We start from the raw sequence: 23,007 nt of genomic DNA on the forward strand, positions 1-23,007 counted from the left end.
AATATGTTCGTTTGCAGCACATATTGCGCCAAGACATTGATTGGTAAAGGAAAGAATCTTGGGAATCGAAAGAAATTTGCCACGTTGGCGCTATAAATGAATGTATTCGAACATTTCTTTTTGCGATTCGCGCACCAACAGTACTACCCTGAACGGGCCGCTCCCTGGTAGGAGCATGGAGAAGACCAATGGTTCAAACACTTAGAAAACCGGAAATCATCGACATCGCTCGGCGCGAAGGAAAAGTGACAGTCGATCAATTGGTCGAGCACTTTCAAGTTACGCCGCAGACCATTCGCCGCGACCTGACAGAACTCGCCGATGCCGGAGATTTAGAGCGGGTGCATGGCGGCGCTATCCTTCCATCGAACACATCCAACATCGGATATGTTGATCGTCGCGAACTGAACCAACCGCAAAAATTCGACATCGCAAGGGAGTGCGTACAGCACATCCCCAACGATTGCTCGTTGTTTTTGAACATTGGTACGACCACCGAGGCTGTTGCCGCAGAACTCTTCAATCACAGTGGCCTTCTGGTCGTGACGAACAATATCAACATTGCGAACATTCTTTCCGATCATCCAAGTGTCGAGGTCGTCGTAACAGGTGGGAATCTACGCCCTAGCGATGGGGGATTGATCGGCGCTCTGGCACGCGAAACAATTTCTCAGTTTCGTTTCGATCTGGCCGTCATCGGTTGTTCAGCGTTGCACATGGAAGGTGAAATTCTTGACTTTGACATTCGTGAAGTCGGAGTCAGTAAGGCCATTATTCGTAGAAGCGACAAAGTCATACTTGCTGCCGACAGTTCCAAGTTTGAACGCAAGGCGCCCATCCAAATCGCAACACTATCGGAAATTGACACCTTCATCACCGAAAAGACCCCGCCAACGGCAAGCGTAGAACTGTGCAAGCGCTCCGCGACGCAAATTATTCTAGCTGAATCTACACATCCTACGAGAACAGCGAAGACCGCGACCTCAGCGACACAAAACTAGTTTGTGCCAATCTCGTCAAAGCGGACCGCGACCTTTACGTCGGCTCCAATGCGTCAAGCTATTTCTGCACCTGAAAGAAACACGAGCATAGCGCATGAAGCGACATCCTCATCGATCTGGGAGGAGGCGCCATCGTGACTTTGTGAGGTATCGCCGCAGCCATCACCGCGGATAAATCCCAATTCGTCTAACTTGTGAAGATCCAGTTTCCCGCTAAGGCCAGTCACAGCCTCGGCGTTTCTATTCATAGTTGTCAAATCTCTTTGACGATTCACCCAAGACTGATAGCTTTTGCTCCACCTAGGTTTTGTTCACCCTGGGCATCGCGATGCTCTTCAATCAAGGAGAGATCGTGATGAGGATACTATCGAAACGCCAGCTGAAGGAGTTGGTCCTGTACTCGCCGCAGCATATTGCACGTCTGGAAAAGGCCGACTTATTCCCCAAACGGGTACAGCTTGGCCCTAACAGAGTGGGATGGGTTGAAGACGAAGTGCTGGAGTGGCTCAAGCGTCGGCTGGAAGACCGCAAGTGACCTGAACGACGCTCCTCTTTGGGAGCACGTGGCGGCTGGAGGTGCACACTTCAGCCGCCCTTTTTATGGATTGGCTAAGATAAAGGCTGGGTACCCACAGCGGTTCCAGGGCTCGGTGAGCAGACTCTCATCCGGTGGGCCAAAGAGAAGCTTCTTACTGACAGTCTTTGTCAACACCGCTTGCCTTAAGTAGGGGCTTTCGTTCTGCAGCAAGCTTTGAAACGCGGCCTCATCGCTGAGGTTCCTGAACACCCATAGCACCAGCATGTTGGCGCTCAGGCCATAATGCGACTTGTAGATATTGCCTGCTATGAGTTCGCGGTAAAGCGCGATCGAACGAGCATAGCTTTTACGTTTTGCAGGTGATGTTTTGGGTTCTGTGCCTCGATCCACTTCCAAGGCGAAAGCCAGATAGGCACCACCATAGTTCAGGGCGCAGAGCTGGTCTGGTATTAATCGGGCGCTCCCAACAGGAATGGCCAAATTGGTATTGCGTTTGGCTAGAATCTCATGGGCCGGGATGTAGTCGATCCCCAGCTTTGATGCGGTGATATCGATGGAACTCGTAACGCATGACGTTGTGTAGCCATGCCACCAATGCCCGGTGGGACGCACTGAAGCGGTCTGCTGGCCCTGATCCATGAGATGACAGCGTCCCTGCTCGGTCAGGTCATAGATATAGGGATTGAACGCCGCGCGTTCCGTCGCCCGTTGCTGCGGTGGCAGGCACAGATAGCCCCCGGCCCGCAGCTTTTGCAGTTGCCTGAGCCCCGTATCCTTACAGCGATGCGTGTCAGATGTGAGCTTGCAGAGATACATGGAGTTTTGAGGACCGTGACGCTCGATATGTTGCAGCCAGCGGATCTCGCGCTCAGTGGGGCGTACATCGTGTTGCGGGGCGATATGGTAAAACGTGGCGCGGCCAAGGCGATCTGAACTTTGCATGCCCCAATTGTAGGGCGCCTATAGCTCACTGGAGAGATTTGTGGGGTCCTGACTGTCGATTTTGGAAGGTGGCTCAGCCGGGTCGTCGCCTTGCGTGCCCTCTTGCTCTTCCATGGGCTGCCATGGCTCCGCATAGGCGGTGCGGCTGTGTTGCCGCAATGTCGCGACCTCCTCTTTTGTCGCACGTGGCAAGTTCTCCAGAACAAAGAACGGGAAGCTGATCGGCACCGCGTTTTGGGTCAGGCCACGAATATTGGTGGCGAAGGTGCCCTTGGGCTGGCTTTGGATCTTACCGGGCTCCGTCGCCATTTGTCCTGCCAAAGCTCGCGCATCACGAGCGGAGACACCCCCTGCCAGTTTGATGGATGTATTGGCCTCAAAGGCCTCTTGTAGCCCGTTTGACAGCTGACCGAGGTACTGGTGGGCCAGTGTCATGCCGACCTTGTATTTACGGGCCTGGCTGAGGATCACACCGATGTTTTGATCAAAATAGTCCTGAGCCTCATCGACATAGACCATTACCGGCAGTCGGTCACTGTCAGGCAAGGTTGCACGTTCTTGTGCGGCCTGGGCGATGAGGGCAATGAAGAACCGCCCAAAAATCTCGGTACCTTGTTCCTTCAGCAGGCTCTTGGAGGTGTTGATCAAGATGAGCTTGCCTGCATTCATCTCGGTAAACATGTCGAACTTCGAGACCGGGTGCGAGAACATCCGTTCAAAGGTCTGGTTCTCCAGCACACCGTAAAGACGGCGCAGCACTTGCGTCTTGGTGTTGGCAAACTCCTTGCTGTCAAACTCGGTCTCAAAGAATCGGCGCGGCGTACCTTCGAGCTTCTCGATATAGTCGCGATACTTCTCCGTACCGCCCGACTCCATCAGCTCTCGCAATGTGTGGATGGTGGCGTCGGGGATATGGAACATCAGTCTGGTGACATAGCGAAACACCACACTTTGCTTTGCCGTCATCCCTGCCGAAAGAAGTGAACCCAACACAAAGTCATAAAGCTCAATGATCGAGTTGGTCAGGCGCTCACGCTCCAAAGCACTGTATCCGTTCAGCCGCTCCTGACCGACCGAGAAGAGGTTCAAACTGACCGGATACTCGATGTCTTCCGGATCAATCAGCACAACCCGATGCGGAGGCAAGGTTTTGGCCCTAAGGATTGTGTTGATCAGATCACCCTGGCTGTCGATCACGATGACCGACTTGTCGCGCCGCACCACGTCTTCCAAGTCTTTCCCGATGAAATACTGGAGTGTCTGTGTTTTGCCATGACCCGAGCCTGCCACGATATGGGTGTGTTCGAACCTTCGGGCCTCGGGGATTGTGAACGGGGTTCGCAGCGCGAAGAGCTCTTTGAGCAGAGTTCCGGCGAGATAGGTCTCAACCACATCGTCCGCCTTGTAGTCTCGTGGAAAGATCGGTTGCGTCCGGTGGGTCTTTTGCAGGTTCGCGTCCAGCTGCGTGCGCAGGGCTTTGAAGTGGTTGTACTCATTCTCCTGGAAAAATGGTGCGACGACCTCCTGCGCGGCCTGTCCGAGCGGCTGCACAAACTGCGTGACCTCCACAAGCACATCACCATCAAGCGGTGGCACAGCCCGTGCAATTGGGGCCAGGCTTTGTGAGATCACTTCCAAGGCCGAGAGCACCATTGACCGGTCACTTCGCGCCTGGCCTATCCGTGCCAACCTATCGCGATAGCGCGCGCCTTCGACGGTGTTGCACAAGGACGGTGGTGGTGGGATCTCGGGCGAGAGCCCTTCTTGGGCGAAGAGCGCCTTGCCCACGTCTAAAAGTTGGATCGTCAAGGCGACCGGGACATCTTTGGGCCAGTGTTGAGACAGGGCCTCCTCAACTTCGTACTCTGTGAGCCGCACCGTACCCGATCGGGCGTGATTGTAGAGGAGCTCGGTCTCTTCGCGGGCCAGTCGCTCCAGCCGTTTGGGGCTCTCGCGGTACATCCGGATCCCGAGATACAGTGCAGCGCCCAGGATCAAAAAGGGTGTCACAAAAAGTGCGAGACCGACAAAAGACGCCACAATGACCGCAGAGGCATAGACCCCAAAGAAGTCATCTCCGCTGGTACGCGCCATTAAAACTCCACCACGGTTCGGGAGCCCGTCTCGGCATTGTCGTCCAGCCAACGCTTCATCTGCTCAAGCACAGCCAGCAGGTCTTCCTCATAGATCTTGGACTTTGACGGTGTTGCACAGAGAAAGCGGTCCGCTCTGCCGTCCATCAAGTGTTCGACCCTCAGCTCGAACTTCTCGTCCCGATCATCTACCTTCGCATTGGCCGGGCGGCGATCAACCAGTTTGGTCTTAAGCAAGCCCCTTTGCCGAATGATCTGCTTTTCTTCATGGGTGAAAGCCACCGTGAGAGAAACCTCGTAATAGGTGGTCTTTAAGAGCACGCCCTTGCGGATCGTTTGATGATCTATGGTGACACGCATCAGGGAATGCCGGGCAGACGACAATCTGCATTTGGGGTGGTGGGTGAAGCTGCGAGAGCAGGTAAAGTCATGAAGAAAAGTCGCCCCTATTTGTGAAGTTATGTTCAGGAGTGCTCGGGTATGTCGCCCCATACACGACCCCCATAGAGGTTGGGGGGTCCTATGGGGGTCATCCGGGTCTGGTCACTCCAGGCAAAGGTCTGCGACCGAACTGCTCCACATAGCGCTCCGCCTTCTCAAGGCTGTCAAAGGGGATACCGTTGTAGGTGTACTTGCCGTCGATCTGTTCAATCTTGTCAGGGCTTGGCGAAGACGACTCTATTGCCAGGGACGGTTCTGGTTTGGCAGGGGCCGGGGCAGACGCGAAGCTCGACCTTGTCGGCGGGGCAGCGGGCGTCTGGTCTGCCTGTGCGTCGAAGAAGCTTTGAGGAGGCGCATTGGATTTGAGAGACTGACGCGACACGTCAAGCTGGTCTCGGGCGATCTTAAGCATCTGCTGGGTGTATTCAGCCGTATCAACGCCAGCGCGCCAGTTTTGTACCGCAGCCACAATTAATATGCCGACCACAGACCCGCTGGCTCCCGCCAAAAAGAGCAAGAACCGTTCCGTCCCAGAAGCATACCTTCCCGCCGTTCCGGCAAGGGTCAACCCGATCAGAAAACTCAAACCGACGACTATCCAGCCCGCCATTTCCGCAATGGAAAACAGCGTGCGGGCTGTCGCGTAGGAACGCATTTGCTCAGCCAATGTCTTTCTCCACCAATGTCCCCCTGAGATCCCAGTCATCCTGCACCGGAAGCGGAGAGCACTCAAGGGTTGTGTGATCGAACAGCCAAATCACCCATAGGTATGAGCACTGGGTCTGGACGGATGCCTTCGCTCTATCGACGCGGTCACAGTGACGGTCGGCTCGCGACCTTCGCCACAACACTTCATCTGAAAAGCAGATTGCGTACTAAAGGGATGACGCGTGAATTGGCTGAAGCTCAGTCCAGAGACACGCACCGCTCCAATTACTTAGGCAAACGACACCCACGCTGACGCATCCGTTCATAGACCATGACTTTGCGGTTCGTATTGGAGGTAGATAAGGCTCCCAAGGGATTGCGGCCTAGCTTGGCATACTCGTCACGTAGGGCCGTGCAGTTCATGCTCATGACCTCAGTTTTATAACTGGTATGGGTCTTTACGATAGCCTGACGCTCACCCACCATAGCTGCGGTGGTGGCCCCGACACTGAGCAATGGGGCAGCGGCACAGCCACTGAGCGACAGAGCAAGAATGGTCGGAATAGGCGCCTTGAAGACGGATCGAGAAAATGAAGGAAGGGGCAGATAAACACGCATGAGGCGCCTCATTGAGATAGCAAAAAGGAAGGCCTCGCCCCAGAAACACGCGCAACTCACCCCCTCTCGGGCTGCACCAGTATTCCCAATTTTGGACACCCCTGGTTTTGCACGGGATTTGGCGTTGTGCGGATGGAGATCCGGCGCTAAACTGAATACTATCCGGCCATAAGCCTCTGTAAATACGTTCTAATTCAACCCGTGCAACAGAATTGGGAATACTGTTGCAGGCGCGATTTAGCGTAGAATGCGATCCTCGCAACAGGGGTCAGCCGGGGCCATTCCATGTCCACGTCACGCCATCAGTCGTCGCAAATGCGGCTCTATGATCACGCCCATCGTAGGCTCTACATCAACGCGGAAGAGCGTCGCCGTTTTACGAATGTTGCTTTCGCGTGCGAGCCACAGATTGCCAGCCTCTGTCTAACTTTGCTCTATACCGGCTGTCGCATCTCTGAAGCATTGGAACTGACTACTAACGCAGTGCAACTCGAGGCTCGGGTCCTTACGTTCCGCACCCTTAAGCGTCGCAACTCTCAGGTTTATCGGGAAGTCCCCATTCCGCCGGATCTGGCTGAGCTGATTGGTCGGGCTCATAATCTTCCCATTGCGTATCCCGATTGGCCCCTCTGGGGGCCTCCGGGGCATCCCCTCAATCGCGCCACCGCCTATCGCTGGGTGAAGTCTGTCATGCGACGAGCCGGTATCCAAGGCAAGCAGGCCTGCCCCAAGGGGTTGCGCCACGGCTACGGCATCCATGCTTTGAGTTCAGGCGTTCAGCTCAACATGCTGCAAAAGTGGATGGGACACGCCTCCATGAGCACCACAGCGATCTATGCGAACGCCGTCGGAGCTGAGGAAATGGCAATTGCGGATAGGATGTGGTGATGGGAGGGAGCGGCCCATTGCAGACATTCGTGCGACCCGCGCCCAATGGCACCTCCCAGCCCGAAGCGGACATGGACGATCGGCACACCAGGGGCGGGAAGAAGACGTTCGTTGCGCCTGCGAAAGCTTCGCGCCAGACGGCCCTTTCCGGACTTTGAACTTGCCATACAGTGCCACACCGCAGATTCCCCGAAGCGGAAGTGAACTCTCACGCAACTCTGGAAAGGTCAGACATGGCCGTGTAACGAAGATCAATCAGCCTTCGGCAAGCTCAGCACGGTTCACATCGATGCAAGGCAGTCTTTGGAGTGACGCATCTTAATCATTGTCAGAGCCGGGCAACTTCGCGGTCAAGCGCTTGAGATTCCTACTTCGTTGCATGGACTTCTTCTTTCGGTTTCGAAGTTCCGCACGCTTGCCCTTGGAAACGGCATATACGGACGAGTAAATATCAACAATCTCATCCTCCAGTTCGTTTTGAATGGGTTGTGGATCTGATCCCAACCGATACACCTCTGTCGCCTTACTCAGCATCGTCTCCTGCAAGGACTTGTTGCCTTTTACCCGGTCCGAGAACTGTCGTGGAAGCTTCCACCATTCCCCCAACCGTAGATCAATACGGAGGCAGCACCTTAGGAACTCGACTAAGTCAGGTTCATCGGTCTCCTGCATAGTCTTTTGCGAAAGCTGAACTTCCAACTTGCCAGTGCCAAGCAGCAAGAATACAAGACGACCAACCTCTTTGGGCAGATTGATCGCGATGCTTTTTGCAACCTGATCGTCGGTGTAATCATGAGGATACGACACGATGTAGGATAGTCCGTTGATCGTCATCTTTCTGTTCTTCACCAAGTTCGGTATGAGGAAAAATGACGTCAAGATAGTCGAAGCCCAGCTCTTAAGCACATTCGCAAGATGTAGTCGCTTTTCAGTATCCTCGATTAGCTCAGTATTCTTAACCAGTGCTGTATAAATAAATAGTGATATCATATACTTGGAAGGAATGTCGTCGGCCTGAGGTCGAAAGACCTCTTGCCTACCTTCTGCGTCTCGCGGCAGCTCTGCATCCAAGACTTCATCTCTTTCAGACTGAGACATAGGAGCTTCTTGTAATTGCCCAGCCAACTCTTCCGCGAACTTTTCGTTGTCTTCCAAAGTCAATGGTAGCTTTGTGGTATCTATGCTCTTGAATAAGTTCTGGAAGTCCGCTCCAAATAGGTCATCATGATATTCAATGTGTTTACTTGATACGAATTGAAGGAGCTCAAGATCATTTCTTGCCAACCCTGCATAGTATTCAATCTCGTTCATATAGCTTAAATAACGCTGGTCATTCAGCACCCAATCTCGAAAACACTTTTTGTTGCGCATCTGAGCGGCAACAAAGAACTCAAGAAAAGCTCTAAATCGGAACGATATTAAGTCACTCCCTTTTCGACTGAGGAAGATTTTGGACGCAATTGTATTGTCTATTATATCTTTCGCTCCAAAGTTCAGCCCCAAACCTTTTAGGTAGCTATCAGTGAAGAGAAATATTTCATCGTACTGAAATACATACTTATTTTCGCGGCACATATGCTCTGCGACACTACCAAGGTAGTGAACCTGGTTCGTAAAGTCGAACTTTTTCCGCTCAACTTCACCGAGGGAATTTTTCTCAAGAAGGGTCTCAATGAATCTCTCAATGAGAGTGGGTCGATTTAACGGAGAGAAAGATTTGTCACGAGAAATAATATCAGCCAATAGTGAGCTATTTATCGGCGTGGCAGGGACATTGATTGCTCTTAGTTTGGCTATAACCCGATCTAGCAGCTCTTCTTCTGAAACACCTCCATCGTCCATTTTTTGAACGAGTTTTCTTAAGTCAGTTCTGCGGAACTGCTTAAGGACCACTTGCTCGAAATTCGCACTAAAGCCAAAGTCGGGGACCAGTCCAGCCTTTCGTTTTACAGCCGTAGTTGTAATTACAAAGCGGTTCTTCTTGTATTTTGAGATGAACTTACGGAGCTCTTCAAGGCGTTTTCCATCAGTTCGCGCAAGGTCATCGATGAAGAGTGTGAAGCAACCGTCAGCCAAAAGGCTCTCAATAGTACAGCCGTTCGGTAAGCCCGGAAGACAATCTCTAACAGCCTTTTCCGCTCTCTTTGTACCGGGTGAAAAGTCGTTAAAGTGCAATACTACTGGTATTAGATGGCGATGGCTGTTTTTCTGACCTGCCTGTACCGCCGTATCGATGCAGAGTTGGTTAAGCAACGATGTTTTTCCGTGTTCTGGCAGCGATTCAACGATAAAATTATGTTCACTATCAATTATTTGAGCGAATTTAATAGGTTGTTCAACAAAAATCGGGCGATCATTCTCTTTGTCTAAATCTTTTAGAACGAGACGCACCAGTGGGGGCGGCACGAAAACGTCATGGGTCGGTTTTTCCAAAACGCCTTCAGAGTAATCTTCGGTAGCTTTGGTTTTGACTTCGTTGGCGACCCAAGCTTTCAATGTTGCGAGTCTACCTGCATCAATTACGCTATTGAAAAAAGTTTCGGCCCTATCGCACGAGTAATAGTTTCCACCAGTATCACTGATGTTGCTCGCAGCGTCGAACGCTCTTCGTTTATCAAAGTATGATCGCAAAATGACGTGCGCGAATTTTTCTTTCGGCGAGACCCGGATCATAGAGTAACCCAAATAGCGATCTTGCCGCCATGTATAGAGTGCTCCCGCTTGGTTCTGAACCAAACTTTGTTTGCTGTGACCGACCGTTGCTGGTCTAGGATCGTGAACGTGGCCGAAGAGAAGCAGATCGCCAGTCTTATCGAGTAGGTCTTTGAAGTCTGAGCTGGAAGCATCGTTCTGCCAAAAATCTGGGTGATGATAGTTGAAAACTACAAACCGATCTTTCTGAATTTCAGCTATAATTTCAGTAAGTACCGCTTCAGGAAAAGCTAACAGACCTGCGTCACTTAATTTGTCCAGTCCGGCCCATCCGAGCCAAGCTGTGTTCAAACTGACTACGGTTATTCCTAATTCAGGTATGTCATGAGCACTTCCAAATTCATTGGAATAGAGTTCGTGAGGTCGTTCAAAGAACTCTGAGAAGTCAAAGTATGCAGACAGTTTATCTTGTGCAAACTTTGTTAGTTGACCTCCAAGGTACGCGGCGTTCAAGCTGTTTCTGTCAGTGAATTCAACCACCAGTTTTTCCTGCTGGTCTCGATTTGTTTTGACGGCACTTCTATGCAAATCATGGTTACCAGGCGCTAGAAAAAGCCGGGAATGATCACAATTTGTGACTTTCAGAAGTCGTTCGATAAACTCATCATAGAGTTTGTCATAAGTATTGGTGTCGTCAGCAGAATGAACCAAGTCACCAGAAAAAACGATCAGGTCAGGTTCCCCCACATTTTTCGCTAGCAGCTGAATGTCCGCAAGCAGAGCACCAAGGACAATGTTTTGATCGTATGAGCGGTCGGTCTTGTAGTGGAGGTCAGTCAGATGAAGAATATTAGTGACGTTTGAACTGGTCAATTTGAGTAGCCTTGCCTACGAGTCTCGATATGCCATTGGTCAAGCAAACCAAACACAACTTCAAGCTGATTTATCGAGATAATTCCTCACAGATGGCCGGGCTGTGTGAGTCCCAACACCAATACCCCTAACCGAGAGCACGGTAAGGGCCTATCGTTGTTCGAGCCCGGGGTTGGAGCAAATCAAGAAGTTCGGCGTCTACCCAAACTACCCGGTTCTCGTCAGATAAGGCTTAAAACGCATCATGCTGAGCGCCTGCTTAGTCGGTTTCCAAGACCCCTTGTTGCGCCTGCAGCGAATTCACACTTTCCGCCCATACCCCCTGTCGTGCACCTAGCGGACCAACCGTTTCGACGTGATCCTTGACCCGATGAGTTCGGTGTACACAAAGGTGAGCGTCCTGGGTCATGCCTGGGATCGCTCGGGTGGATATGCGTTTGGGATGAAACTGGCAGATCGGCTGATGCATTTGCATGTGGTCGGGCAGACCGGGACTGGGAAATCGACGCTTCTGTCCAATCTGGCCCTGCAGGACGCAGGCAATGGGATTGGGTTTTGCTTGATAGACCCCCATGGCGATCTGGCCGAAGCGTTGGCTGCGCGGCTCGGGGATCACGCAATGCTGTGGGCACCTGCTGACCCGGACTGCGCCTATGGATACAACCCGCTCACGTCAGTGCCTTCGCGCTATCGCCCGTTGGTCGCCTCCGGTTTGATCGATGCGTTCAAGAAGCAATGGGCGGATGCCTGGGGCGTGCGGATGGAGCATTTGATGCGCCATGCCGTTTTGACGTTGCTGGATCAGCCCAGAGCCGATTTGCGGGACGTCTTGCCGCTGTTTCTGGACAAACATCTGCGGGCTCAGATGTTGAGCAACGTGCAGGACCCGCAGCTGCGCTTCTTCTGGCAAGAAGAGTTCCCGAAGATGAACTACAAATCCACCCTGGATGGGGTGGCACCCATCGCCAACAAGCTCGGAGCGTTTCTGGCCCACCCCACGGTGCGACAGGCCTTGTGTGAACCAAAGACCCCCTTGCGGTTTCGACGGATCATGGATGAAGGGCAGGTGCTGATTGTGAACCTGGCCAAGGGGCACTTAGGTGGGGGCCTAGCAAACATTCTGGGCGGGTTGATTGTGGCCAGCATGGTCAACGCCGCCTTCAGTCGTCAGGGAACAGATGCCGCGTCACGTCGACCATTCTTCGTACACGTAGACGAGTTCCACGCCTTCACCACCTCAGCCATTGCCGAGATGCTGCCTGAGACCCGCAAATACGGGCTGGGACTGACACTGGTGCATCAACATGTCGCTCAGGTCGAGCGGGAAGTGTTTCAGGCCATCCAGGGCAATGTGGGCAGTCTGATGGCGTTTCGGGTGGGGCCGCAAGATGCACTAGTTTTTGCCGCACAGCTTGAGACAGTAACCAATAGCGATCTGATCAACCTACCCAATCACCGCGCCTATCTGCGCATGATGCAGGACGGAGAGCGTCGGCGGGCCTTCACGGTGGATACGCTGCCTTTGCAATAGAAAACCGCCTCTCGAAAGAGGCGGTCTATTTTCAATACTCGCTGGCCAGCATGACGGTCAGCACACGATGTGTGACCTCAGGATTAGCCGGATTGGGCGATAGCTCTTTGAGCTCAAGATCATAGGGATCAATCTTCCAATAGATTTTCAGATCTTCGATCTCAATCGCACCAAAATCATGTTCTCCCCACGGATCATTGTCCTCCGAGTAATCGTTGTACTGCTGCACAGCCTTCATAACCCTTGCAACGAACTCGGCTCCAAGACGAGATATGCCTTGTGTCACCATGATCGAGCCTTTGCCTGACCCGTGCTGTCGGAACGCATCATTGAGATCCCGCACCAATCGGTTTGGCGGCTCTTCAGGCCGTATCCAGCGTATTCGGGTCGCAGCGTCACATTGATAGCAATAGGCTTCGTCAAAGCTGTTCTCCAGCTCCCACAAGCCCGACACCCGGTTCCAACAGGCCCAGGCATCCGTCACCACCCGCTCTGAACCACACTCAGCGCAGACCGGTACAGACCCGATTGAGCCAGCATCTACTTTGTCTTCTTTCTCCATCTCGCAATCCTCCGATGGGGTGGTCGCCCGAGACCATCTCGGACGCACCCCACGAAGGGCGAGTTGGCAGCTGAAACGGTCCGGCCTAGGTCAATTGCGCGAAGCCTGCTTCAATCAAAGCCAGGGCCTCGAAATAGATCAGGGCTTTGGGCTCAGATTCCCAGGGTTTGCGTTTGCGCGGCAGTAGGATTTGCATCTCGGGATAGACGCGACAGAGTTGCGCGGCTTCCTCGAACCGGTTGTGGGTGCGACGCACACGTTCAACCACCAGACTGGGCGGCTCAGAAGCTTCAGCCTCGGCCGTCATCGCAGTGATCACCATGCGGGTCTTAAGGCCCTTCTTGGAGTCGTTTGGAAGCCTCTCTGTCACAATTATATCGGGTCGCAACAGCTCAATGCGTCGGGCAGCAAACCTCCGAACCTCTGCGATGTCTTGGCTAGCTGTGGAGGACATCCCCTTATCGATCACCTGGCCGCGTTCAATCAGCACGTGCCCAACCCGACCACTGGCCACAGCCATGGCGAGGATCCGTCCTTTAGGTCTCATAGGCAGAGAGAATACGTTCAACACGCTCTTCGAGCTGATGCAGCATGTTGTTTCTGGCAAAACGACCCAGCCAACCGGTTCGAACCTCGGGCAGGTCAAGGAGGCGTTGTCGAATGACCAAGGCCCGGTCCTGAAACAGGGGTTCGGCCAAATATTCCATTGAACGGCCAAAGAGCACCGCGACACCGCAAAGTTCCATCGCTGTTGGCGTCACCTCGCCCAGCTCCAGCCGGGATATTCGGCTTTGGGACACGCCCAGCAGGTGGGCGCAGTCAGCCTGGCTCAGGCCCGCCTTGTGGCGGCTCTGTGCCAGGCACTGTGAAAATTCTTGCATAAAGATCAAATGAACTAACTTGCTAAGCCGATGACCCGCAGGTCACCAGATTGCTCTACGCTGGTCCGCTTGAACCTCTCTCATACCTCTTCCTCCACCGGATCGGGATCGTGGTGCAGGCGATGGAGGGGGGAACCCCCTCCAAGCCCCGATCCCGATCCGGTGGTAAGGCTAAGCTCAAGCATCAAGATCTTCCGCAAGAAATCCTACGCCAGTCGCATATCCATGCAAGACCCACGCGGATACCCAGCTGTGCATAAGGCTGGTATCTTGCTGGATTACCGCACCCACGTAGGCTTGGGAGTATGGATAAAGATGAACATTTGGAACGCCACCTTGAACTCTGCCGCCGAGTGTATCAACGCATGCTGGCAGAAGGGTCCTGGCCTTGGAAGGTTGAGCCGGATTCGACAGATCCCGAGGATCTGGTAGAGTCTGAAAATACTCCCAATGACCTATGAAAACTTGCTTTGGCTACATCCGGGTTAGTACCCTCAAGCAAGGTGAGGGCGTCTCCCTGAAAGAGCAAAAGGATGCAATCCTAGATTTTGCGAGTCGCCACAATCTCGATGTTACCGATTGGTTTGAAGAAAAAGAGACCGCTGCCAAGAGCGGGCGGCCTGTGTTTAATCAGATGCTGCGCCAACTCAAACGGGGGCAAGCGTCCGGGCTGATTATTCACAAGATCGACCGCTCTGCGCGCAACCTGAAGGACTGGTCAATCGTGTCTGAGCTCCCCGACCAGGGGATTGATGTGTACATCGCAACCGAAAGTCTGGACTTCACGACACGAGGCGGGCGGCTCACAGCAGACATGTTGGCCGTAATCGCTTCTGACTTTATTCGCAATCTGCGTGAAGAAACCAAGAAAGGCATAGACGGTCGTCTTAAACAGGGGCTTTTCCCTTTCCAGGCACCTGTCGGCTATCAAAACAACGGCAAAGGCAAGCCCAAAACACCATGCCCCCAGAAAGCACCCTTGATTAAAGAAATGTTCGAGCTCTATGGAACCGGTCAACACTCGTTGCGCAGCCTATGTTCCGAGATGAATCAGCGCGGCCTACGCAATCATGGGGGCAAGCCCGTCAGCATGCGTGGTGTTGAGACCATTCTCAACAATCGGTTCTACACAGGTATTATTGAGATCAAGCGGTCAGGTGAAGTCTATCAAGGGATCCACGAACCGCTCATATCACCATCTTTGTTCCGACGGGTGCAGGACATCAAGACGGGACGCAGTGGGCCCAAGATCACCCGACACAACCACCTATTTCAGGGGCTATTTAGATGCGGTCTTTGCGAGGCCCCGATGTCGCCGGAACTGCAAAAAGAGCATGTCTATTACCGCTGCCAACGGAGCGACTGCGAAACGAAAACCATCCGCGAAGACGTTCTGAATGCCTCCGTACGCTGTGCTTTGACCAAATATCAAATTGCACCTGAGGAGGGAGAAGCCTTGGAGAAGGCATGGCTGAACTCACAAGATCGAATAGCCCAAAAAGATCTGCGAAACTCCATAGAGCTTCGTATCAGCTCTGCAGAACAGGCACTAAGCCGTGCTGCTGACCTATTGATTGAGGGTACTCTCGACAACGAGACCTATCTCGCCAAGAAAAGGCAAGTGACACTTACCATCGCCCATTTACGCGAGGAGCTGCAAAACCTTCCTGATCTCGATGAAATCAAGGCAAACACCATTCAGTTCATCGAACTCTTAAAAAGCCTTATAGGGCTTTACGAAAACCTAAAACCGCACGAAAAAAGGGCATTCCTTGAAAACGCCTTCTCGAACCGCAGGGTTGTCGGAAAAAAGACAATACTAGAGCCATATTCTTGGCTTCTGGATGCCAAAACAGGCTCAGGTGTCCCCTTTGGTGCCCCACACCGAGACAGGGATCGAACTGAAGTTCGAGAATTCGAGAAGGGTGACGACAAGAAACGACAGCTTCTCGAACTCATGAAAATAATGAATCGAAGCTCAGGTAAGCCGGATTCAGGCAATGTTAGTTGAGAATTTCTCCCACTATGCGTCACATCGAAACGAAGATACAACCGTGCCCGCCATCTTCCATGGGCACAACAATCTCGAAGCATTGGCTGCTCTTTTCAATAACCAATTAGCGAGACGGTAGTTGAAATGGGGAGATGGTTTCACCTCCTCGACTGGCTGTTTTATACTTGGTGAAAGCGAGCCTTAACAGACATCTGGGCAGTGCGATCTTGAGCCAACGCAGTGTTTTCCGCACCTAGCATGGACGCATTTGCAACTGATACCCGGTTTGAAAGGCCTGCTCAACTACTGTTCATGCAGGCCAAGCAGTGTGAAAAGCACAAGGGCTTGTTCAGCGTTGCGAGCGTCCATCTTTTTAAAGATTCGATTCAGGCGATACTTTACATTGTGTGCGTGACTTCGCTCACTGGCTGCAATGCTAGCTCGAGTTTCACCTGCAGCTAAGCGAGACATCAGCTCCAAGTCTTCGTCGCTCAACCCGTACTGAGCTGTAATGGTCTCTTTTAGTCTCGCATATGTAAAAAATATCTGACTAATCAATACCAAACCGTCCGAATTCGCCCGAAACTCACGATCGTGCTTTGCTGTGTCATTGTCAGATAGACGTATCAACGACATTCCAAATCGTAGAGGGCTCCAATATGTAAAAAGCGGAATTGTGACTCCGTTGGTGTATCCGTGAAAGCGCGCTCTTTCACCCACATGCTTGAAGGGTGCCGGAATGAGACCGCTATCTTCAGCTTCGTTAACTGACGACCATAAAAGCGGCTCTTCCTCTGTCAGGCAGTGCTGAACTGCCAAGTCATACTGTGCGTACCCATTGGTGTTGTATTCTTCGCGCCACTCTTTTTTGACGTTATCTACAAACAGCAATGCTGGAGCACGACCTGTAGTTAATGAAGGTACGGCGCCAAAAATGAACTCCTGATAATCGTACTGCTTTAAAACTTTTAGCAAGCACGAAATCTGCTCTTCAAGGTTTGCGGACGTCCGCATTCTCGCACTGAACTTAAGAATATCATTCACAACAGCTATCCTTTCGGCTTCTCGACTCAGCTTATATTTCCAGATACTCCATTTCAATCACACTTATCAGTATCTGTATAGATTGTCCCTTTAGACAATCTATATTGACACACCCCTTCGATCCTGCAATGTTTTACATACAGAAAAGCCCCGCGACCAATTCCCAGTGACGGCTGGGAGGGGCGCGGGGCAGGCTCTGAACAAACCTTAAACGAAGCTCTCAGAGCTGCCTGATTATACCCATAAGTTGTTGATATTGCAACAATATGGACACTGTGCAGCCGCGAGAAACGAAAGATAGGAGACGAAGATGCACATCCAGTCTTGCGGAACTGCAATAGACGTAAACTTTAAAGATGTCGGAAGCGACCGAGACGAACTGCTTCAAGCAACAAAGAAAATTCTACAGAAGCAGCTTGTTGGTCAAAGTTACAGACTGATCATCCTTCAACACATTCTACCCGACACGGTAACCTTTCTCAGAATGGCCCGAAATGCAGGTATCAACGTGGCTAAGGTGTTCGCGAAACCAAACTCCATCCACAAACCTAGCCTCGAAACACTTGTTGACGAAGGCTTCGCGGTATCTTGTCTCGACTATGGCGAGATGGAAGGTACCGAAGTTCTGGATAAAGCCATTCTGCAAGAACATGCCCTCGCGGTGCAATACCAAGAGCAGCTCGTTTGTGTGGACGTGGGAGGATACTTTTGCGAACCATTAAGAAGGCTCTCTCCAAAAAAGTTACCAAATTTCAAGGGCGTCGTCGAAGTAACTACCTTTGGGCACAATCGTTACTCCGCAAAGGTAAAGTACCTAGCGCACCCGGTAATTTCGCTAGCAAAGAGCCCTTTGAAGAACGCAGAAGCCCTAATAGTAGGGGAAAGTGCTACACTTGCTACCGATCTTATTTTAAGAGAGAACGGATATCTCTTTGTAGGTTCGAAAGTCGGTGTCTTAGGATTTGGGGCGATTGGTCATTCGACAGCAAAAGCACTTCGCTCAAAAGGTCACTTGGTCACTGTATTTGATACAGACCCGATAAAAAGAGTAGCCGCCAAACTCGAAGGTTTTGGCGTGTCTAGCTCCAAGCAAGATTTGCTCGGCAATTGCGATTTTGTCTTTTCAGCAACTGCAACTCGCGCGGTCGAGGTTGCCGACCTCAAACACTTCCAGAACGGTTTAGTCTTGGTAAGCGTGGGCTCAAAAGCAAATGAGTTTGATATTGATGGACTAGTTGATGCCGCGGAAACCGCCGCAATAGACAGTGACGGTATATCCTGTTTGACTTACGCTGGTGGAACAAAACTCAAAGTTCTGCGAATGGGAAAAGCCGTGAATTTCCATGTTCAAAGTTGCCCCGACGAAGTTATGGATTTGGTATTTGCCGAAACCGTTGCTTGCATGGCTACATTGTCAACAGACTTACCAAAGTCAGTACTAAGCGAGCTTAGTGACGAGAGTCGAAAAGAAATTGCAGCGAAGTGGCTCCAAAGAGGGACTTACGAGAGAAACTGAATTTCGGCTTTACTACCGGCTGCACGCTTAGCTGCAGCCGGACCCTCTTGGCCGGTTTCTACACGCGTTGAATAACCCCGCTTTAAAGCACCTCCCACTCCCCGAAATATCGGTTCGATAGGCGCAAGACACGTGACCATTGCTGAACATCCGGAATTTCTTCGCATGAACCGCAAATAAATTCCCCATGTACATAGAGCTTCATCGCCGTCCACATGTGAGATTCTCTGAAAATACCGCACGGTTACAGATGCTTATATATGTGAATCATGAGAGACCTCATCAATTAGAGGACCCCTCATGTCATGCGATCAATCAAGTATCTCTCACTGTTCTCCGGCATCGGCGGATTTGAACTCGGGATCCATCAAGCCTGCTCGGATCTTGGAAGTCACCGGCGCCAGGCAACAAACGCAGCGGCTCTATCTGGCGCAAGGCCTGTCGCCCTGTCTGGTGGCAACGATCCGACCGCCGTCTGTGTTGGTTACAGCGAGATCAACCGCTACGCACTCCAAGTCTACCAAAGGCACTTCCCAAACCATCCGTGCCTCGGTGACATCACCCGCATCGACCCGGAAACCTTGCCGGATTTCGACCTCCTGTGTGGCGGCTTTCCTTGCCAGTCTTTCTCAAACGCAGGACATCGTGCAGGCTTCGAAGACCCGCGAGGTGCGTTGTTTTTTGAAATCGCTCGGATCATCGCGAGCAAACAGCCACGCCATCTGCTGCTTGAGAACGTCAAAGGCTTTCTGTCTCACGACCACGGGCGTACGGCGAAGCGCTGTTTCGAAACCCTTGATGACTTGGGGTATGACTGTGAATGGCAAGTGCTTAACAGCAAGGATTTCGGCCTACCACAAAACCGCGAACGCATCTTCATTGTCGGACATTCTCGAGCCTGCTCCAGATCCCAAGTGTTTCCTTTCCTCAGATCAGTGCAGAGCTGTCCTAAGACGGGCCGTGAAGCTGAACTGGGACAACCAGCCGACTGCCGCATTCGCCGCCTGACCCCGCTCGAATGCGAGCGCGTTCAGGGCTTCCCGGACGGGTGGACCGAGGGTCTCTCTGGTAACCAGCGATACCATTGCATCGGAAACGCTGTTTCCCCGGAAGTCATTCGGCAAATTTGCGCTAGGTTGTTTGTCTCGTAGCGAATCCAAGACATCGTGAATATGAACTTAGGCTCAGTCATATTGGCTGGGTCTTTGTTTTTGTGTTTGTTCTTGCCTTCCAACACTTTTGAAGGCTGGCTAGTTCATTACTTGCTTAGAACAAAGTTGGCCCATTGCTGCATCAAAACAGCCCTCTTTTCCAATCGGTCCGACCTTTGATATGCACCTACGACACCTGTATCCACATTGTGCCCAAGTGATGCTTCTTTCACTTCAAACGGTGTATCGGTTTGCTCCTCCACCCAAGTACGGAAGGTCGCTCGAAAACCATGAGGTCGCGCATCGAAGCCTTCCCGCTTCATGAACGAGCTCATGGCAGCGTCAGATAATGGGTTTCCTTTGCTCGTTTCAAATACCAATGACTGCCTGGTATCTCCGCGCGCCGATCGAATTATGTTTTGTGCCTCGTCAGAAAGAGGAATCCGATGATCGCGGTTGGTTTTTGTCCGGGCTGCGGCAATTGACCAAGTGTCCCCCTCAATCTCCTGAAAAGTAGCGAAACGAACCTCGCTTGTCCGAGCTACTGTCATAATGAGGAACCTTAAAGCCAAAGCCGACGTCAAGTCAGACTTCTCGCGCAACCAGCTATAGAAATCTGGAATCTCCGCATAGGGTAGAGATGGAATGTGTTGGGTTACATGTCTACGTTTTCCAAGAAGCGCTTTAGCTTTTAATGTCGCCTGCAGATCAACATCTAACCCGAGCGCGGCCGCATGCTGTAAGGTCAGGTTCAGGCGGTTCATTGCTTTGCGAGCTGTATCAGACTTGGTATGCCAAATAGGTTCTAGAACTTTCTTGATTTCGTGTTGATCGAGATCTGCAACTGCCATTCTTCCTAGTTTTGGCAGCACATGCAGTTTCAAGGGGGAAAGCCAACGGCCCGCTTTACCATCGTCTTTGAGTTCAGCTTGCCGAGCCTCAAAACAGCCTTCAACAGCATCAGATAGGGTAAGACGACGTGTTCGATGTCTTTGCTGCTGCCGCTCTAGGATTGGATCAACGCCATCCCTAAGTCGGCGCCGAGCCAGGGCAGCACGTTCTCTCGCCTCAGCAATGGATACATCTGGCCATGACCCCAATCCCATCTCTCGACGTTTGCCACCTACGACCAAGCGCAGCATCCAACGGCCAGTGTCTTTCCGAGTTTTGACTAACCATAGGCCCTGGCCATCGGCATACTTCCCTTGTCCCAATGACTTAGCCTTCATGTAAGTCAGCACATTGTGCACCGTCATTTTATAGCCACCTTTTAAACCACCTTTTATGGCGTGAAGCTATGCTCTCCGATGTGGAAGCATGATGCAAGGGTGAAAAGAAAAACGCCTTGTATTTATGTACTTAGTGCTGCTATGCGTCGCCCTGAAAATCTTGGGTTTTGCCTCTTCTGGGCACCAACCCCCTCTAAGACGAAGGGGCCAACGTGGCGAATTTCCTGTATAAAAACGACTTACCCGATGATCTGGACTTGGGTCCGATTGTTGCGATTGACTGTGAAACCATGGGTCTGAACCCGCATCGTGATCGCCTGTGCGTGATCCAGATGTCGGGCGGCGATGGGAATGCCCATTTGGTTCAGGTTGAAAAAGGGCAAACTGACGCCCCCAACCTGTGCCGCATGCTGGAAGATCCCAATGTGCTGAAGCTGTTCCATTTCGGGCGGTTTGACATTGCAGCGATGTACAACGCCTTTGGCGCGCTGACGGCGCCGGTATATTGCACCAAGATCGCGTCCAAAATGATCCGCACCTATACGGATCGTCACGGGCTGAAGAACCTGTTGCAGGAACTGCTTGGCGTCGACATCTCAAAACAGCAGCAAATGAGCGATTGGGGCGCGGCTGAATTGACCACTGCCCAACTGGATTACGCGGCCTCGGATGTGCTGTACCTGCATGCGCTGCGCGAAAAGCTGAATGAGCGCTTGGAACGCGAAGGTCGGACAGAACTGGCACAGGCCTGCTTTGATTTCCTGCCGACCCGTGCCAAGCTGGACTTGGCCGGCTGGCCTGAAATCGACATTTTTGCGCATTGAACCCATGACCCACGATACGTTCCTGACCACCGGACGCCGCGCGATTCGCCGCGAGGCCGAGGCCCTGACCCTGCTGGAAAACGCGCTGGGTGAAACCTTTGCCCAAGCTGTTGATCTGATTCTAAGCGCTCCCGGGCGGGTGATCGTTTCAGGCATGGGAAAATCCGGCCATATCGGCCGTAAAATCGCGGCCACGCTGGCGTCGACCGGCACACCCGCACATTTTGTGCACCCTGCCGAAGCCAGCCATGGCGATCTGGGCATGGTGGCCAAGGGCGATGTCACTTTGGTGCTGTCCAACTCGGGCGAAACACCCGAGCTGGCCGATATCATCGCCTATACCCGCCGCTTTGGCATCCCCCTGATCGGGGTCGCGGGGCGCGAAGGATCAACCTTGTTGCGCGAATCGGATGTGGCCCTGTTGCTGCCCAATGCGCCCGAGGCCTGTGACACCGGAATTGTCCCCACCACATCGACGACCATGACATTGGCGTTGGGCGACGCCTTGGCGATCGCCTTGATGGAGCACCGCAAGTTCACCCCAGAACTGTTCCGCCAATTCCACCCCGGCGGCAAACTGGGCGCGCAACTGTCAAAAGTGGGCGACCTGATGCATGGCGCCGCCGAGATGCCCGTCATCCGCACCGGTTCCGCTATGAGCGAAGCCTTGCTGACAATCAGCCAGAAAGGCTTTGGCGTTGTTGGGGTCACCGGCATTGATGGTAAGCTGATCGGGATCGTAACCGACGGTGACTTGCGCCGTCACATGCAGGGGCTGCTGGATTTGACCGCAGACGAAGTCATGACCAAATCCCCGCTGACCATCTCTCCGGATGCCTTGGCCGAAGAGGCGTTGGCTCTGATGAACAACAGCAAAATCACCTGCCTGTTCGTGGTGGATCCAGAAAACGGCGGCACACCGCAGGGTATTCTGCACATCCATGACTGTCTGCGGGCCGGTGTGGCCTGACCGCATGGTGGCAACCGACAATACTTATTCGCGATTCGTGAATCTGGCCAAGATTGTCCTGCCGCTTGCCGCGATCGCGCTGTTGTCGACTTTGTTTCTGTTTTCAAAGCGAATCGACACCGAGGCCTCTCTGCCTTACTCGCAGGTGGAAATAGATCAACTGGCCGAAGATCAACGTGTCACGGCCCCAGCGTTTGCGGGTGTCACACAGGATGGGATGCAAATTCGGGTATCGGCCGAAACTGCCCGTCCAAGCGCGAACACGCCGGGACGGGCCGAAGCCAGCAAGATCGAAGCTGAACTGCAGTTCAGAGATGGCACCCAGGCCACAATTCGATCCGATACAGGCGTTGTCGACACAACTGAATGGTTTACCCGACTGACCGGCGGCGTGGCGATGACCACCTCAGATGGGTTTCGGATTTCGACAAACGAAATCATCACAGCGCTGGATCGCACCGATATCAAGGCCTCGGGCGCCGTTCAGGTTGAAAGCCCTCTGGGGGAACTCAGCGCCGGACAGATGCAGATCACCGGAGATGCCGAGAAGGGCCATGTTCTTGTTTTCAACCAAGGTGTGAAACTGATATACCGGCCCGGCAACTGAGGAAG

General features: G+C 52.5%; 21 protein-coding genes. 10 read left to right on the top strand and 11 right to left on the bottom strand.

Annotated elements, in window-relative coordinates:
- Positions 1-188 precede the first annotated feature (188 nt).
- Positions 189-1,001 (top strand): DeoR/GlpR family DNA-binding transcription regulator, encoded by an 813-nt coding sequence (locus ATO10_RS05850; protein ID WP_051597972.1) that lies wholly within the window; start codon positions 189-191, stop codon positions 999-1,001.
- Between the two features lie 355 nt (positions 1,002-1,356).
- Complete coding sequence (locus ATO10_RS05860; RefSeq protein ID WP_035249339.1) at positions 1,357-1,536, top strand: helix-turn-helix transcriptional regulator; 180 nt, start codon at positions 1,357-1,359, stop codon at positions 1,534-1,536.
- 63 nt (positions 1,537-1,599) lie between these two features.
- Here the strand turns inward: ATO10_RS05860 and ATO10_RS15910 are convergent, their stop codons facing one another.
- From ATO10_RS15910 to ATO10_RS05885, 5 genes are all read right to left on the bottom strand, one after another.
- A complete protein-coding gene (locus ATO10_RS15910) occupies positions 1,600-2,481 on the bottom strand; it encodes a replication-relaxation family protein (RefSeq protein ID WP_081806440.1) in 882 nt (293 codons plus the stop codon).
- An 18-nt stretch (positions 2,482-2,499) separates the two neighbouring features.
- Entirely contained in the window at positions 2,500-4,575 is a 2,076-nt protein-coding gene (locus ATO10_RS05870) for a type IV secretory system conjugative DNA transfer family protein (protein ID WP_051597975.1), read from the bottom strand.
- A complete protein-coding gene (locus ATO10_RS05875; RefSeq protein ID WP_035249341.1) occupies positions 4,575-4,934 on the bottom strand; it encodes a hypothetical protein in 360 nt (119 codons plus the stop codon). Before ATO10_RS05875 ends, ATO10_RS05870 begins: the two co-directional genes overlap by 1 nt.
- 169 nt (positions 4,935-5,103) lie before the next feature.
- Positions 5,104-5,682, bottom strand: coding sequence for a hypothetical protein (locus ATO10_RS05880; RefSeq protein WP_155886701.1), 579 nt, complete (start codon positions 5,680-5,682; stop codon positions 5,104-5,106).
- Positions 5,683-5,948: 266 nt separating this feature from the next.
- Positions 5,949-6,281 (bottom strand): hypothetical protein, encoded by a 333-nt coding sequence (locus ATO10_RS05885; RefSeq protein ID WP_035249345.1) that lies wholly within the window; start codon positions 6,279-6,281, stop codon positions 5,949-5,951.
- A 285-nt stretch (positions 6,282-6,566) separates the two neighbouring features.
- Here ATO10_RS05885 and ATO10_RS05890 point away from each other — a divergent pair, with 285 nt between their 5' ends.
- Positions 6,567-7,169: a tyrosine-type recombinase/integrase gene (locus tag ATO10_RS05890; protein WP_035249346.1), complete on the top strand. Its 603-nt coding sequence runs from the start codon at positions 6,567-6,569 to the stop codon at positions 7,167-7,169.
- 318 nt (positions 7,170-7,487) lie between these two features.
- On the opposite strand, the gene ATO10_RS05895 is transcribed toward ATO10_RS05890, so the two are convergent.
- Positions 7,488-10,694, bottom strand: coding sequence for a metallophosphoesterase (locus ATO10_RS05895; protein ID WP_035249347.1), 3,207 nt, complete (start codon positions 10,692-10,694; stop codon positions 7,488-7,490).
- Positions 10,695-11,085: 391 nt separating this feature from the next.
- Here ATO10_RS05895 and ATO10_RS05900 point away from each other — a divergent pair, with 391 nt between their 5' ends.
- Positions 11,086-12,225, top strand: a complete 1,140-nt coding sequence (locus tag ATO10_RS05900; RefSeq protein ID WP_238323409.1) for a type IV secretory system conjugative DNA transfer family protein — start codon at positions 11,086-11,088, stop codon at positions 12,223-12,225.
- 31 nt (positions 12,226-12,256) lie between these two features.
- Here the strand turns inward: ATO10_RS05900 and ATO10_RS05905 are convergent, their stop codons facing one another.
- The 3 genes from ATO10_RS05905 to ATO10_RS05915 all read right to left on the bottom strand — a co-directional run bounded on the left by ATO10_RS05905 (position 12,257) and on the right by ATO10_RS05915 (position 13,668).
- Positions 12,257-12,787, bottom strand: a complete 531-nt coding sequence (locus tag ATO10_RS05905) for a DUF3768 domain-containing protein (RefSeq protein WP_081806442.1) — start codon at positions 12,785-12,787, stop codon at positions 12,257-12,259.
- Positions 12,788-12,872: 85 nt separating this feature from the next.
- Positions 12,873-13,307 (bottom strand): hypothetical protein, encoded by a 435-nt coding sequence (locus ATO10_RS05910; protein ID WP_035249349.1) that lies wholly within the window; start codon positions 13,305-13,307, stop codon positions 12,873-12,875.
- A gap of 16 nt (positions 13,308-13,323) precedes the next feature.
- Positions 13,324-13,668 (bottom strand): helix-turn-helix domain-containing protein, encoded by a 345-nt coding sequence (locus tag ATO10_RS05915; protein WP_035249350.1) that lies wholly within the window; start codon positions 13,666-13,668, stop codon positions 13,324-13,326.
- Positions 13,669-14,125: 457 nt separating this feature from the next.
- On the opposite strand from ATO10_RS05915, the gene ATO10_RS05920 reads away from it, so the two are divergent.
- A complete protein-coding gene (locus ATO10_RS05920; RefSeq protein ID WP_035249352.1) occupies positions 14,126-15,679 on the top strand; it encodes a recombinase family protein in 1,554 nt (517 codons plus the stop codon).
- 285 nt (positions 15,680-15,964) lie between these two features.
- On the opposite strand, the gene ATO10_RS05925 is transcribed toward ATO10_RS05920, so the two are convergent.
- Positions 15,965-16,705, bottom strand: coding sequence for a helix-turn-helix transcriptional regulator (locus tag ATO10_RS05925; RefSeq protein WP_035249353.1), 741 nt, complete (start codon positions 16,703-16,705; stop codon positions 15,965-15,967).
- Between the two features lie 310 nt (positions 16,706-17,015).
- Here ATO10_RS05925 and ATO10_RS05930 point away from each other — a divergent pair, with 310 nt between their 5' ends.
- Together ATO10_RS05930 and dcm are read left to right on the top strand one after the other, a co-directional pair.
- Complete coding sequence (locus ATO10_RS05930; protein WP_035249354.1) at positions 17,016-18,221, top strand: NAD(P)-dependent oxidoreductase; 1,206 nt, start codon at positions 17,016-17,018, stop codon at positions 18,219-18,221.
- A 305-nt stretch (positions 18,222-18,526) separates the two neighbouring features.
- Entirely contained in the window at positions 18,527-19,372 is an 846-nt protein-coding gene (dcm, locus tag ATO10_RS05935; RefSeq protein WP_051597976.1) for a DNA (cytosine-5-)-methyltransferase, read from the top strand.
- Between the two features lie 107 nt (positions 19,373-19,479).
- Here dcm and ATO10_RS05940 read toward each other — a convergent pair whose 3' ends face one another.
- Complete coding sequence (locus ATO10_RS05940; RefSeq protein WP_035249355.1) at positions 19,480-20,628, bottom strand: tyrosine-type recombinase/integrase; 1,149 nt, start codon at positions 20,626-20,628, stop codon at positions 19,480-19,482.
- Positions 20,629-20,813: 185 nt separating this feature from the next.
- Between ATO10_RS05940 and ATO10_RS05945 the strand changes: the two genes are divergently transcribed.
- Genes ATO10_RS05945 through ATO10_RS05955 form a run of 3 tightly spaced genes read left to right on the top strand, consistent with a single transcriptional unit; the run spans position 20,814 to position 23,002 of the window.
- Entirely contained in the window at positions 20,814-21,425 is a 612-nt protein-coding gene (locus tag ATO10_RS05945; RefSeq protein WP_035249357.1) for a ribonuclease D, read from the top strand.
- Between the two features lie 4 nt (positions 21,426-21,429).
- Positions 21,430-22,395: a KpsF/GutQ family sugar-phosphate isomerase gene (locus ATO10_RS05950; RefSeq protein ID WP_035249359.1), complete on the top strand. Its 966-nt coding sequence runs from the start codon at positions 21,430-21,432 to the stop codon at positions 22,393-22,395.
- Positions 22,396-22,399: 4 nt separating this feature from the next.
- The gene (locus ATO10_RS05955; RefSeq protein ID WP_035249843.1) at positions 22,400-23,002 is read left to right on the top strand and encodes a hypothetical protein; all 603 of its coding nucleotides are present in this window, start codon (positions 22,400-22,402) and stop codon (positions 23,000-23,002) included.
- The last annotated feature ends 5 nt before the right edge of the window (positions 23,003-23,007 follow it).

This window comes from Actibacterium atlanticum (assembly GCF_000671395.1).
Taxonomy (GTDB): domain Bacteria; phylum Pseudomonadota; class Alphaproteobacteria; order Rhodobacterales; family Rhodobacteraceae; genus Actibacterium_D; species Actibacterium_D atlanticum.